At 73.3% G+C, this 13,646-nt stretch carries 12 protein-coding genes; 8 read left to right on the plus strand and 4 right to left on the minus strand.

All coding sequences use genetic code 11. The features are described from left to right. Positions 1–44: 44 nt before the first annotated feature. A complete protein-coding gene (locus ABT158_RS16910; RefSeq protein WP_352354117.1) occupies positions 45–1,649 on the minus strand; it encodes a serine/threonine-protein kinase in 1,605 nt (534 codons plus the stop codon). 101 nt (positions 1,650–1,750) lie between these two features. Here ABT158_RS16910 and meaB point away from each other — a divergent pair, with 101 nt between their 5' ends. The 5 genes from meaB (at position 1,751) to ABT158_RS16935 (ending at position 7,755) form a co-directional block, all read left to right on the plus strand. Further along, the gene (gene meaB / locus ABT158_RS16915) at positions 1,751–2,719 is read left to right on the plus strand and encodes a methylmalonyl Co-A mutase-associated GTPase MeaB (protein ID WP_352354119.1); all 969 of its coding nucleotides are present in this window, start codon (positions 1,751–1,753) and stop codon (positions 2,717–2,719) included. A gap of 215 nt (positions 2,720–2,934) precedes the next feature. Beyond that, complete coding sequence (locus ABT158_RS16920; protein WP_352354121.1) at positions 2,935–5,019, plus strand: CehA/McbA family metallohydrolase; 2,085 nt, start codon at positions 2,935–2,937, stop codon at positions 5,017–5,019. Positions 5,020–5,083: 64 nt separating this feature from the next. Further along, positions 5,084–5,704: a TetR/AcrR family transcriptional regulator gene (locus ABT158_RS16925; RefSeq protein ID WP_352354123.1), complete on the plus strand. Its 621-nt coding sequence runs from the start codon at positions 5,084–5,086 to the stop codon at positions 5,702–5,704. Further along, complete coding sequence (locus tag ABT158_RS16930) at positions 5,701–6,762, plus strand: acyltransferase family protein (RefSeq protein WP_352354125.1); 1,062 nt, start codon at positions 5,701–5,703, stop codon at positions 6,760–6,762. Before ABT158_RS16925 ends, ABT158_RS16930 begins: the two co-directional genes overlap by 4 nt. A 105-nt stretch (positions 6,763–6,867) precedes the next feature. After that, entirely contained in the window at positions 6,868–7,755 is an 888-nt protein-coding gene (locus tag ABT158_RS16935) for a glycoside hydrolase family 19 protein (protein WP_352354127.1), read from the plus strand. A 19-nt stretch (positions 7,756–7,774) separates the two neighbouring features. Here the strand turns inward: ABT158_RS16935 and ABT158_RS16940 are convergent, their stop codons facing one another. Beyond that, positions 7,775–8,176, minus strand: a complete 402-nt coding sequence (locus ABT158_RS16940; RefSeq protein WP_352354129.1) for a MerR family transcriptional regulator — start codon at positions 8,174–8,176, stop codon at positions 7,775–7,777. Positions 8,177–8,262: 86 nt separating this feature from the next. On the opposite strand from ABT158_RS16940, the gene ABT158_RS16945 reads away from it, so the two are divergent. Beyond that, positions 8,263–9,153, plus strand: a complete 891-nt coding sequence (locus ABT158_RS16945; RefSeq protein WP_352354131.1) for an NAD(P)-dependent oxidoreductase — start codon at positions 8,263–8,265, stop codon at positions 9,151–9,153. Between the two features lie 74 nt (positions 9,154–9,227). Here ABT158_RS16945 and ABT158_RS16950 read toward each other — a convergent pair whose 3' ends face one another. Continuing rightward, entirely contained in the window at positions 9,228–10,997 is a 1,770-nt protein-coding gene (locus tag ABT158_RS16950) for an AMP-dependent synthetase/ligase (RefSeq protein ID WP_352354133.1), read from the minus strand. 50 nt (positions 10,998–11,047) lie between these two features. Continuing rightward, positions 11,048–11,230: a hypothetical protein gene (locus ABT158_RS16955; protein WP_352354135.1), complete on the minus strand. Its 183-nt coding sequence runs from the start codon at positions 11,228–11,230 to the stop codon at positions 11,048–11,050. Between the two features lie 25 nt (positions 11,231–11,255). On the opposite strand from ABT158_RS16955, the gene ABT158_RS16960 reads away from it, so the two are divergent. Together ABT158_RS16960 and ABT158_RS16965 are read left to right on the plus strand one after the other, a co-directional pair. Then, positions 11,256–11,783: a CGNR zinc finger domain-containing protein gene (locus tag ABT158_RS16960; protein ID WP_352354137.1), complete on the plus strand. Its 528-nt coding sequence runs from the start codon at positions 11,256–11,258 to the stop codon at positions 11,781–11,783. A 232-nt stretch (positions 11,784–12,015) separates the two neighbouring features. Further along, positions 12,016–13,638, plus strand: a complete 1,623-nt coding sequence (locus ABT158_RS16965) for an ABC-F family ATP-binding cassette domain-containing protein (protein ID WP_352354139.1) — start codon at positions 12,016–12,018, stop codon at positions 13,636–13,638. Positions 13,639–13,646: the final 8 nt, after the last annotated feature.

Here is a 13,646-nt window from a genome sequence, read left to right on the forward strand (position 1 = left end):
GCGGGTCACCGGCCGCCCGTGGCTCTGCGGGCGGCTCGCCTGGGTCAGGGGGCGTCGTCGCAGACGGTGACGGCGACGGTGCGCTGACGGGTGACCGGCGCGGTGATCCGCAGCGTGACGCTGTGGGGGCCGGCGGTCGTCAGCGCGGTCGGCGAGGTCAGGTGGCGGGGGGCGTCCTCGGTGACCGTGGCCGAGGAGCGGGCGATGATCGTGCCGTCCACGATCCAGGTGTACCGGAGGGTGACCGGGGCGCCGGTCCTGGTCACCGCCGCCTGGAGCCGTACCGTGCCGGCCCAGCAGTCGCCGTTCCTGGTGCCGCCGGACGGGCGCAGGGAGGCCAGGGTGAGGCGGTCGGGGGCCGGGGTCGTGCCGGAGGTGCTCTCGTCCTGCGGCCCGGGGACCGGCGTGCGGGTGTGCCGCGGGCGTCGGGTGGGGGAGGTCGCGGCGCCGGGGGTGGGCGCGGGGGTGGGGGCGGTGGTCACGTCGGCCACGTGGGTGGCCTTGGGCGTGGGCGTCGAGGGAGTGAGCCACACGATCGCGCCCGACAACACCAGCACGGACACCCCGGAGACCCCGGCCACCACCGCCGTCTTCACCCGCCGCCGCACCCTGACCTTGGGCGCGGTTCCCGGCTTGGCGGTCTGCGGGGCGGGGGTTGTCGGGCCCGGTGATCCCCCGTGGGGGAGGGGCGGCGTGCCCGCGACCAGGCGCAGCCCGGTGGTCCCCGAAGCGGCCCCCGGCCCCGCGGCGGGCGCGGGGCGGGCGGGCGCCCCGGAGGGTGCCGGGCGGGTGGGCGTTCCGGAGGCTGCCGGGTGGGGCGCGGGGCCGGTGGGTGCCGGGGCGGGTGAGGGGCCGGAGGCGGGGGCGGGGATGGTGAGCAGGTGGCGGAGGACGTCGGCCATGGGCGGGCGGCGGGCGGGGTCCTTGGCCAGGCAGGCGCGGACCACGCCGAGCAGCGGTTGCGGCAGGTCGCCGGTGCGGGGTTCGTCGTGCAGGATGCGGTTGATCACCGCCGGCAGCGAGTCCTCGCCGAACGGCGGCATCCCCGTCGCCGCGAAGACGATCACCGACGCCCACGCGAACACGTCCGCGGGCGCGCCCGCCTCCCGTCCCGAGAGCTGCTCGGGCGCCATGTACGCGGGCGTGCCCGTGATGGCGCCGGTCGCGCTCACCCCCGTCCCGAACGCCGCCGAGACGCCGAGGTCGGTCACCCGCGGACCGTCCGGCCCGAGCAGCACGTTGGACGGCTTGAAGTCGCGGTGCGCGACGCCCGCCCGGTGCGCCTCGGCCAGCGCCGTCGCGGTCGTCACCGCCAGCCGCCGCAGCTCGTCCGCGCCGCGCAGGGCGCCGGTGTCCTGGAGCGAGGGCCCGTCCACGTACTCGGTCACGACGTACGGCCGGCCCCTGACCGAGGCGTCCAGCACCCGCGCGACGCAGGACGGTTCCACGGCACGCGCGGCGGCGATCTCCCTGGCGAACGGCTCACCGGCGGTGACGCCCTCGGCGAGCACCTTGACGGCCACCGGACCGCCGTCGCGCCCGCGTGCGAGGTAGACGACACCGTGGCCGCCCGCGCCGAGCCGCCCGGCCAGCCGGTAGGGTCCCACCGCCGCCGGGTCGCCCTCGCGGAGGGGTTCGACGTTGGGCATGAGGGGAGTGACTCCTGTGACGGCTGTGATCAGAACTCCAGCACCTTACTGGCAAATAACCGGACTTGTCAGAAGTTAGGCTGATCAATGAGAAGAAAGGGGTGAACCGCGTGCGCTCGCTGGAGGACTACGCCCAAGGCGTACGGGCAGGCTCCCGTACGTGGATCGCGCGCGCGATCACCCTGGTCGAGTCGACCAGACCGGACCACATGGCGCTGGCCCAGCGGCTGCTCGTCGAGCTCACCCCGCTGTCCGGCCGGGCCCGCCGGGTCGGCGTCTCGGGCGTGCCCGGCGTGGGCAAGTCCACGTTCATCGACGCGCTCGGCACGTACCTCACCGGCCAGGGGCACCGGGTGGCCGTGCTGGCCGTCGACCCCTCCTCGACGAGGACGGGCGGCAGCATCCTCGGCGACAAGACCCGGATGGCCCGGTTGTCGGTCGATCCGGCCGCGTTCATCCGCCCGTCGCCGACCTCCGGCACGCTCGGCGGGGTCACGAAGGCGACCAGGGAGGCCATGGTCGTGGTGGAGGCCGCCGGGTTCGACGTGGTGCTGGTCGAGACCGTCGGGGTCGGGCAGTCGGAGACCGCCGTGGCCGACATGGTGGACACGTTCCTGCTGCTGACCCTGGCCCGTACCGGCGACCAGCTCCAGGGGATCAAGAAGGGCGTGCTGGAGCTGGCCGACGTGATCGCGGTCAACAAGGCCGACGGCGAGTACGAGCTCGCGGCCAGGAAGGCGGCCAGGGAGCTGGCCGGAGCGCTGCGCATGCTCCGCTCGGACGCCGGGCCGCCGCCCGTCCTGACCTGCAGCGGGCTGACCGGCGACGGCCTGGAGGAGTTGTGGCGGCGGATCCTGGCCCATCAGGACTCGCTGGACCTGGCCGCCAAGCGCCGCCGTCAGCAGGTCCAGTGGACCTGGACGCTGGTCCGCGACCGCCTGCTCGCCGAACTGCGTCACGACCCCGAGGTGGCGGCGATCACGGCGGAGGTCGAGCGGGAGGTGCTGGCGGGGGAGCTGACCCCGGCGCTCGCCGCCGACCGCCTGCTGTCGGTGTTCAAGCGCCCCTGACGCGCGGCTGTCGGTGTTCGAGCGGCCCTGACGTCCGGCTGTGGGTGTTCGAGCGGCCCTGACGTCCGGTGGCGGGTGCCGGGGGCTCTCCACTCCCCGGAGGAACAGACTTGCGCCCGGGGGAGAAATATCCGCATCCGCAGCCTCATCTCCGATCCGACGGCTTGAGCGGGACATGTCACGATGTCGCGCAACCGACGTGGGGAGAAGCGCAGATGTGTGCGGAACCGATGCTGCCCGAAGCGGTCGCGGAGGCCCTGGAGGAGTACGGTCGCCTGCTGGCCGAGCACGGCATCACCTGGGGCGAGCCGGAGATCCACTACGTGAAGTTCTTCGCCCGGCGCAGGGTGCTGCCGCCCTCGCTGTTCGGCACGTTCTGGCGCCTGGCCTTCGAGGAGGCCGCGCGGCTGCACCCCGGACAGCCGATCGACCGGCTGGCCGCCCACCTCGCCGAGCCCGACTACGACCGGGTGCTGCGCGACGCCCTCGCCGGCCGGCTGCCGCCGCACCTGACCGCGCTGCGCGTCGGCCCCGACCGGATCGAGCTGCGCGGAGCGCCGATCACCGTCCTGGCCCCGGGAGAGCCGCACCCGGGCCCAGCGGAGAGGATCTCCCTGCTCGTCGACTCCTCCCGCGACACCCCCTGCCCGGTCAGCGTGGACGACGCCCGCCGCGAGCTGGCCCCCCACGGGGCCTGGCTGGTCGAGGCCGACGCCGGCAGCGTGATCGTGGCCGACGGGCAGCGCGTCCGGCTCGATCCCCTGCTGCGCCCGGTCCCCGCCGCCCGGCTCACGCTGGTGGCGGGGGAGCCGTGCCGGTGGAGCGTCGCCTCCCGGGACGGCCGCGGCTGGTACCCGCCCGGCGTCCCGGCCCGGCACGACTACCACGGCAGGCCCTACTTCCATGGTGACGGCCGCACCCTCGACGTCCCGGCCGAACCGCTGACGATCACCGTCACCCGCGGCATGGAGTACGCCGAGTCCGCCCTGGACGTCATCCTGGCCCCGGGCGAGGAACGTGAGGTCCGGCTCACCCCGGAACGCCTCTACGACGCCGCCGCCCGCGGCTGGTACGGCGGCGACCTGCACGTCCACCTCAACTGGGCCGGCGACCTGGTGGGCCTGCCCGCCGACGCGGCCGCCGCCCAGCTCGGCGAGGACCTGCACGTGCTCAACCTGCTCGCCGGGAACGTCTCGGGGCCGCGCGTCTACGACCGGGAGGCCCTCGACCACTGGGCGGGGGAGGACCTGCCCTGGTCCGACGCCACCCACCTGGCCCGCATGGGCGTCGAGTACCGCAACGACCTGCTCGGCCACGTCTACGCCTTCGCCCCGGAGCGCGCGCCGGGCCGGTTCCACACCGGGTTCGCCGGCGACGCCGACTGGCCGCCGAACGCCGAAGGGCTGCGCGAGCTGCGCGGCCTCGGCGCGGTCCTCGGCTACAGCCACCCCTTCGCCACGCCGCTCGCCGACGGCGACCCGCCCAGGGCCGTCGTCTCTCCGGCGCCGCGCAACTGCGCCGCCCGCGAGCTGGTCGCCGACGCCGCGCTCGGCCTGGTGGACAGCCTCGACGTGCTCACCCACGCCTCGATCCCGTCCACGGCGGCCGTCTACCGGCGGCTCATCGGCGCCGGCAACCGGCTCGCCGTCACCGCCGGGACCGACTCGATGATCTCCTTCACGCGTTCGGACAACCAGTCCAACCCGCCCGGCTGGGCCCGCGTCTACGCCCGGGTGGAGGGCGAGCTGACCGCCCGCGCGTTCGCCGACGCCGTACGGGCGGGCCGCACGTTCGCCACCACCGGCCCCTGGCTGGAGCTGACGGTGGACGGGCACGGCCCCGGCCACGTCATCGACGCCCGCCCCGGCGACCACGTCCGGGTCACCGCCACGGCGATCGGCCCGGAGGTGGCCGCCGTGCGCGTCCGCACGGCCGGGGGCGTGCGCGCGGGCGCGGAACGGCTCCCGGACGGCGAGCGGCGCCCGGACGGCGAGGAACGCCTGACCGTGACGGCCGACCTGCGCGTGGACGAGCCGACGTACGTGCTGGCCGAGGTCGTGTGCGACCCGCACCCGCGCACCATGACCGGCACCGGCTACGCCCTGACCAGCCCGGTCTACGTGGACATGGCCGGCCGCCGGGTGGCCAGGCGGGACGACGTGCGCTGGTGCCTGGAGTGGCTGGACCTGCTGGAGGAGCTGATCAGGTCGCACGCCCGCCTGACCGCCCCCGGCCAGCTCGCCGACCACGTCGCCCTGCTGGACCAGGCCAGAGACGTCTACCGCGCCCGCCTGTCCTGACCCTCCCGCAGTCCCTGACGCCTGACGCGCCCGCGTTTCTGGCCGCTTGTGCTAGATTTTGGCCATGCGGTCAGAAAATCAGTCGGGCGGCCAGAAGGCGCGCTCGTTCATCGAGGAGGCCAGGCGGGCGCAGATCATCGCCTCGGCCGTGGAGGTGATCGCGGAGGTCGGGTTCGGTCAGGCGTCGCTGGCGCGCATCGCCAAGCACGCGGGCATCAGCAAGGGCGTCATCTCCTACCACTTCGCCGGCAAGGAGGAGCTGATGGAGGAGGTGGTCAACAGCGTCTACGGCGAGATCGCCACGCACGTCATGGCACGGATCGAGGGCGTCGAGGGCCCCACCGCGATGTTGCGTACGCACATCCTCGCGGTCGCCGAGCACATGCGCGAGCACCGCACCCGGCTCAAGGCCCTCGGCGAGATCTTCTACAACCTGCGCACCGCCGACGGCCAGCCGCGCTACGGCGTGAAGGCCAACGAGGAGCTCTACCAGGCGATGGAGCAGATCTACGCCTACGGCCAGACCACCGGCGAGTTCCGCGACTTCGACCGGCGCGTCATGGCCATCACCCACTCCTCCGCCATCGACAACATGTTCGCCTACTGGGTGGCGAACCCCGACCACGACCTCGACGCGCACGCCGCGGAGCTGGCCGACCTGTTCGAGAGGGCATGCAGGCGATGAAGACCGAGACCGCCACGAGACTCCTCGCGATCGACAATCTGCGCGTGCTGCTGACCGCGCTTGTCGTCGCCCATCACGTCGCCGTCACGTACGGCAACATCCCGATCTGGTACTACACCGAGCCGGCCGCCGACCCCTCCGGGGTGGCGCTCGACCTCCTGGTGGTCTTCAACCAGGCGTTCTTCATGGGGTTCTTCTTCCTCATCTCCGGCTTCTTCACCCCCGGCTCCCACGACCGCAAGGGCGGGCGGGCGTTCGTCCGCGACCGGCTGGTCAGGCTCGGGGTGCCGCTGCTGGGCTTCGTCCTGCTGCTGCGGCCGCTGCTCACGATCGGCGAGCACGGCATGCCGTTCTGGAAGTGGTACATCGTCTCGTGGGACCCGGGGCCGATGTGGTTCGTCGAGGTGCTGATCGTCTTCGCCCTCATCTACGCGTGGTGGCGGCGTGCGGGCAGGTCCGGCGGGCAGGCGGCCGGGGCGCCGAGCCTGAAGGGCGTCGTGCTGTTCACCCTGGGGCTGGCGGCGGTCACCGTCCTGTGGCGGATCCCGGTGCCGCAGGGCACGTACGTGCCGGTGCTGGGCTTGCCCACGCCCTACTTCCTGCCGCAGTACGCGGCGATGTTCGCGGCGGGCGTGGTCGCCTTCCGGCGCGGCTGGTTCGAGGCGCTGCCCAGGCGGGCGGCCCGCGCCGGGTTCGCCGCCACGGGCGTGGCGAGCCTGGTGCTGCTGCCGGTGTCGAGCCTGACCACGGGTCTGGTGGCGTCGGCGGCCATGGCCCTGTGGGAGTCCGTGGTCGCCGTCGGCATGATCGTCGGGCTGACGGTGCTGTTCAGGGAGCGGTTCGCCGGGCAGGGGGTGCGCGGCCGATTCCTGTCCGAGCACGCCTACGCGGTCTACGTCATCCATCCGCTGGTGCTGGTCGCCGTGGCCTGGGCGGTGCGGGGGCTGCACGCGGCGGCGGTGGTCAAGTTCGCCCTCGTGCTGGCGGTGTCGCTGCCGTTGTGCTGGGCGCTGGCGTACGCGGTCCGGTCGTTGCCGGGGGCCAGGCGCATTCTCTGACCGCGGGCTTGACTTTGGGCCTTGCCGGGCCCTCGGCGGCGTGCCACCATCGCGCTAACTCTTAGGAAACTTTCTTAAGAGATTGCGTGAAGGGAAGTGATCGGGGTGCGCCGGATCCTGACGCTGTTCGCCGCCGCGCTGCTGGTGGCGGGCGTCCTGTCGGCCGTCGTGCCGGCCCCGCCGGCCGGGGCGGCCACGTGCGCGACGCCGTGGAACGCCTCGACGGCCTACAACGGCGGCGCGGTGGTGTCCCGTGGCGGGCACAACTGGTCGGCCAAGTGGTGGACGCAGAACGAGCCCCCCGGCACCGCCGCGGTCTGGACCGACCAGGGCGCCTGCGGCGGCGGCACGCCCACCGACCCGCCGGACCCGGGAGGCTTCGTGGTGAGTCAGGCGCAGTTCGACCAGATGTTCCCCGGCCGCAACTCCTTCTACAGCTACAGCGGCCTGACCACGGCGATCGCCGCCTTCCCCGCCTTCGCCGGGACCGGCTCGGCCACCGTCAGGAAGCAGGAGGCCGCCGCGTTCCTGGCCAACGTCAGCCACGAGACCGGCGGGCTGGTCTACATCGTCGAGCAGAACACTGCGAACTACCCGCACTACTGCGACGCGACCCAGCCCTACGGCTGCCCGGCCGGGCAGGCCGCCTACTACGGCCGCGGGCCCATCCAGCTGAGCTGGAACTTCAACTACAAGGCCGCCGGCGACGCCCTCGGCATCAACCTGCTGAACGACCCCTGGCAGGTGGAGCGGAACGCGTCCGTGGCCTGGAAGACCGCGCTGTGGTACTGGATGACCCAGAACGGCCCCGGCACCATGACCCCGCACGCCGCCATGGTCAACAGCCGCGGCTTCGGCGAGACCATCCGCAGCATCAACGGCAGCCTGGAGTGCAACGGCGGCAACCCGGGCCAGGTGCAGAGCCGGGTCAACGCCTACCAGCGCTTCACCCAGATCCTCGGCGTCGCCCCCGGCGGCAACCTGTCCTGCTGACCGCCTCCCCGGCGCCCGATCAGGCCGGTCGTGCTCCCGCGGGGGCTCGGCCGGCCTCGTCGGCCGGCGCGCGCCGTTCGGTGGTCTCCAGGTAGCCGCGCAGGGCGCGCCGGGAGCGGCTGAGCGTGTCGATCTGCTCGTCCAGGCCGCGCAGCCGGGCGCGCAGTGTGTCCAGCAGCTCGGGGCAGGGCACCAGATCGGGGTCGGGGCCCGTGACGCAGGGCAGCAGGTACGCGATCTCGTCGGTCGACAGCCCGGCGTCGAGCAGCTTCCTGATCTGGGCCACGGTCAGCACGGCCCCGTCGTCGTACTCGCGGTAGCCGCTGGCGCGGCGGCTGGGCTCCAGCAGGCCCTGGGCCTCGTAGTAGCGCAGCTGGTGCGGGCGGACCCCGGTCCGCCGGCTCAGGTCACCGATCAGCACGGCCGTCCCCCTTGACCTTCATACCGGTCTGAACGTTGACGATTCTCCCATAGCTGCTGAACCACCTCTTTGGGAGAGCGACTGTGATGACGAAGGAAAGCCGTACCCCCGTGACCGTCCTCGGCCTGGGGCTGATGGGGGAGGCGCTGGCCGGGGCGTTCCTGCGCGACGGCCGGCCGACGACCGTCTGGAACCGTACGGCGGTCAAGGCCGAGCGGCTGGCCGGGCAGGGCGCCGTACCGGCCGGGTCGGCGCCGGAGGCCGTGGCCGCCGCCCCGCTCGTGGTCGTCTGCCTGACCGGGTACGACGCCGTGCGCGAGGTGCTCGACCCGCTGGGCGACGCCCTGGACGGCCGGGTGCTGGTCAACCTCACCTCCGGCACCTCCGCCGAGGCCCGCGACACCGCCGCGCGGGTGGCCCGGCACGGCGGCGCCTACCTCGACGGCGCGATCATGACCACCCCCGCCGCCATCGGCACCCCGGCGGCCGCCCTGCTCTACAGCGGCCCGCGCTCGGCCTTCGACCGGCACGAACCGGCCCTGCGCAGCCTCGGCGGCGCGACGACGTACCTCGGCGCGGACCACGGCCTGTCGGCGCTCTACGACGTCGGGGTGCTGAGCCTGATGTGGAACATCCTCAACGGCTTCCTCCAGGGCGCCGCGCTGCTCGGGGCCGCCGGGGTGGAGGCGGCGGCGTTCGCCCCGGTCGCGCGGAACGGCGTCGAGACCGTGGCCGGCTGGCTGGCCGACTACGCGCGGCAGATCGACGAGGGCGCGCACCCGGCCACCGACTCGACCCTCGACACGCACGTCGCGGCCATGGACCACCTCGTGCACGAGAGCGAGTCGCACGGCGTGGACGCCACGCTGCCGCGTTTCGTCAGGGAGCTGGCCGGCCGGGCCGTCGCGGCGGGCCACGGCGGCGAGGGCTACACGGCGCTGATCGAGCAGTTCCGCAAGCCCTCCGGCCGGGAGTGAGACGGCGGCCCCTGCACCAGGCCCGCCGGACGGCGGCGGCGGGCCCTCGGGCCCGCCGCCATCGGTCGGCGTCGTCAGTCGGCGTAGAAGCCGTCGAGGACGTCGGCGTGGCGTTCCTCGACGGCCTTGCGCCTGATCTTCAGGCTGGGCGTCAGCTCGCCGGTCTCCACGGTGAAGTCGCCGGCCAGGATCGCGAACTTCTTGACCGTGGCGTAACTGGCCTGGTCGGCGTTGACCTGCCGGATCGCCTTGTCGACCTCCTCGCGCATGCGCGGGTGCCCGCACAGCGCCTCGGGGTCGGCCGGCAGCGACTCGGCCTCGGCCCACGGGCGCACGACGTCCATGTCGAGGGTGACCAGCGCCGTCACGTAGTTGCGGCGGTCGCCGTGCACGAACACGTGCGAGGCGAACGGGCAGGCGGCCTTGATCCGGCCCTCCAGGTAGGTGGGGGCGACGTACTTGCCGCCCGAGGTCTTGATCAGCTCCTTCTTGCGGTCGGTGATCAGCAGCCGGCCGGCCTGGTCGAGCTCGCCGATGTCGCCGGTGTGCAACCAGCCGTCCGCCAGCGCCTCGGCCGTCTCCTGGGGCAGGCCGTGGTAGCCGCGCATCACGCCGCGCCCGCCGATGAGGATCTCGCCGTCGTCGGCGATGCGGACCTCGGTGCCGGGCAGCGGCGGGCCGACCGTGCCGAACCGCACGGACTCCGGACGGTTGAGGAAGCTGCCCGCCGACGACTCGGTCAGGCCGTACCCCTCCAGGATCGTCAGGCCGGCGCCGTCGAAGAACTCGGCCACGTCCCGCGACAGCGGCGCGGCCCCGGAGATGAAGAAGCGGATCCGGCCGCCGAAGCGCGCCCGCAGCTTGGCGAAGACCAGCCGGTCGGCCAGCGCGTGCTCGACCCGGGTGGTGACCGGGACGGCCGCCTCGCGCTGCCGCGCCCTGCTGACCCGCAGGCCGGTCTCCCGCGCCCACTCGAAAATGCGCAGCTTGACCCCGCCCTCGCGGCGCACGGTGGCGACGACCGTGTTGTGGATCTTCTCGAAGATGCGCGGCGCGGCGGCCATCACGGTCGGGCGCAGCGCCCCCAGGTTGTCGGCGATGCGGTCGAGGCGGCCGTCGATCGCGGTCGGCACGCCGATGTCGATCATCACGACCTCCAGCAGCTTGCCGAACGAGTGGGACAGCGGCAGCCACAGGAAGTGCAGGTCGCCGGGGGACAGGAGGCCGATCTCGCGGACCGAGCCGGCCGCGAACAGCCAGTTGTCGTGGGTGAGCTCGACGCCCTTGGGACGTCCGGTGGTGCCGGAGGTGTAGATGAGCGTGGCCAGGTCGTCCTGGGCGATGGCGTCCACCAGGGCGTCGTAGTCGTCCGGCGTGGCGCCCTCGCCGTGGCCGACCGAGTCGAGGGTGACCACCCAGCCGTCGTCGCTCGCCGAGCCGTCGACGACCACCACGCGTGTGACGTCGGGCAGCTCCTTCTGCACGGACCTGAGCTTGGCCACCTGCTCGTCGTCCTCGGCGATGACGATCGTGCTGCCGGAGTCGGTGATGACGAAGGCGCACTCGGCGGCCGTGTTCGACGGGTAGATGGTGGTGGTGGCCGCGCCCGTGGAGAGCACGGCCAGGTCGGCGAGGATCCATTCGAGCCTGGTCGAGCAGAGGATCGACACGCGTCTGCCGGGCCCCGCGCCGAGCCTGGACAGCCCCAGCGCCAGTGCGCGGACGCGCTCGCCGACCTCGCTCCACGACAGGGAGGTCCACGCCTCGCCCGACGGCACCCGGTACGCCTCGGCGTCGGGGGTGGCCGCGATCCGGTCGCGCAGCAGGGAGGGAATGCTGGACATGCCTGACCTCCTGAGGGGTGTGCCGCCGACTCTAGGACGAGTGCGCCGGATCAGTCGATGGCCGTGATCGACCTGCCGCCGGCCGGGGGCGGGCCGGCGCTGGCGACCGTCCGCGACGTGCGCACCTCCCACGCGCCGCAGGCGCAGCGCAGGTAGGAGACCAGGCCCTCGGAGGTGCGGTGGGAGGAGACGAGGGTCAGGGCGAAGGGGTCGTGCGGCTCTCCGGGATGCATGACTCCAACCTGATGTAATGACCTTGTGCATTTCAACACTTACGGCGGCAACGGCGCCGAACTCGCCGCGGCCCTCGTCAACGCGAGCGACTTCAGCCCGGCCGCGGTGCGGGAGACGCTCACGGCCAACGCCATGTGGCGCACGGACGTCACCCCGGCCCAGGCGGCGGAGCTGGCGGCCTGGGCGCGCCGGCTGGCACCCGTCTTCGGGGAGCCCGACCTCGGCATCCAGGTGCGGCTGATCAACGAGCTGCTGGAGATCACCGCGTCCCGGCCGCACATCAGCACCCACGACGGCCTCGAACCGCACCTGCACTTCTTCTCCGCCGAGGCCGACATCGTCTCCAGGGCCAAGGACACCACCGCGGGCGGGCTGGCCATGGCCGTGTGCTTCTCCGACGGACGCCGGCTCGGGCGGTGCGACCGGACGGGGTGCGAGACCGTCTATGTGGACACCTCGCGTAACGGGCGGCGCCGGTTCTGCTCGCTGACCTGCGCGAACCGGGTCAACGTGGCCGCCCATCGAGCCCGGGGCGTTGCCCGGCGGTCGTGATGCGGGTAATATGTCCGGGTCGTATCGCCGACCCCTGGGGGCAGCTGACGTGAGGATCTGAGGCCGCGGGCACCGCGCCTACCGCCCGGTCACGGGCTCTGTCGCGTGCGCACCTCGACCTCGGCGACCTCTTCGCCCCGGTTCTTCCCAGCTCAGGCTGTCTGGTTGTCGCGCGCGCAGCGGTGTTCCCGCCAAGTCACGAAATTTCGTTTTTTGTGATGGGAGCCGCCTGATGTCTTTTTCCATTGTCGTCGATCACGTGTCCTTCGGCTGGCCCGACGGGACCATGGTGCTCGACGGTCTCGACGCCGCCTTCCCCGCCGGACGTACCGGGCTCATCGGGGCGAACGGGTCGGGCAAGTCCACTCTGCTCAAGATCATCGCCGGAGAGCTGACCCCGGGGTCGGGCTCGGTCTCGGTCACCGGCGAGGTGGGGTACCTGCCGCAGAACGTGCCGCTGGAGGGCAGCCGCACGGTGTCCGACCTGCTGGAGATCAGCGGGAAGCGGGCCGCGCTGCACGCCGTCGAGAGCGGCGACGTCGCCGAGGAGCACTTCACCGCCATCGGGGACGACTGGGACGTCGAGGAACGCGCGCGGGCCGAGCTCGACCGGCTCGGGCTCGGCCACGTCGGGCTCGACCGCACGGTCGCGACGCTGTCGGGCGGCGAGGCCGTCATGGTCGCGCTGGCCGCGCAGATCCTCAAGCGCCCCGCCGTGCTGCTGCTCGACGAGCCCACCAACAACCTCGACCTGGACGCCCGGCGGCGGCTGCACGCCGCGGTCTCGGCGTACCCGGGGGTGCTGGTCGTGGTCAGCCACGACCGGGCGCTGCTCGACCTCGTGGACCAGGTCGCCGAGCTCCGCGACGCCGCCGTGCGCCTGTACGGCGGCAACCTGAGCGCCTACGAGGAGCAGGTCGCCGCCGAGCAGGAGGCGGCCGAGCGCACGGTCAGGACCGCCGAGGGCGAGGTGCGGCGGCAGCAGCGCGAGCTGATCGAGGCCAGGACCAAGCTCGACCGGCGCAGCCGCACCGCGCGGAAGGCGTTCGAGAACAAGAAGGTGCCCAAGATCGTCGCCGGCGGGCTGACGATGAAGGCCCAGGTGTCGGCGGGCAAGCACCGCGCGCTGCACCAGGAGCGGCTGGCCGCGGCCAGGGACAGGCTGACCGAGGCGGAGCTGGCCGTGCGCGACGACGTCGAGATCCGCGTCGAGCTGCCCGGCACCGCCGTCCCGGCCGGCCGGACGCTGCTGACGCTGCCGCTCGACCGCCCCGACGGCGGCCCCGGCGGCCCCGGCGGTCCCGGCGGCACGCCCGGCAGGGACGGGCTCAAGTCGCTCGACCGGCTGGTCGTCCGGGGCCCGGAACGCATCGCGCTGCTCGGGCCCAACGGGTCGGGCAAGACGACCCTGCTGCGCAGGATCGTCGAGCACGGCGCGCACGTCCCGGTGGGGTACCTGCCGCAGCGGCTCGACGTGCTCGACGACGCGCTGAGCGTCGTGGACAACGTCCGGGCCGTGGCGCCGGCCGCCTCGGTCAACGAGGTGCGGGCGCGGCTGGCCCGCTTCCTGTTCCGCGGCGCGCGGGCCGACCAGCCCGTGGGCACGCTGTCGGGCGGCGAGCGGTTCCGCGCCGCCCTGGCCGCGCTGCTGTCGGCCGATCCGCCGCCGCAGCTGCTCCTGCTGGACGAGCCGACGAACAACCTGGACCTGTCCAGCGTGCGCCAGCTCTCCCAGGCGCTGGCGGCCTACCGGGGCGCGCTCGTCGTGGCCAGCCACGACGTCCCGTTCCTGGAGACGCTGGGGATCACCCGGTGGCTGCGACAGGATCGGGACGAGGGACTGGCCGAATCGTAATTGACGTC

It is taken from the genome of Nonomuraea sp. NPDC001636 (assembly GCF_040298265.1).
Classification (GTDB): Bacteria; Actinomycetota; Actinomycetes; order Streptosporangiales; family Streptosporangiaceae; genus Nonomuraea.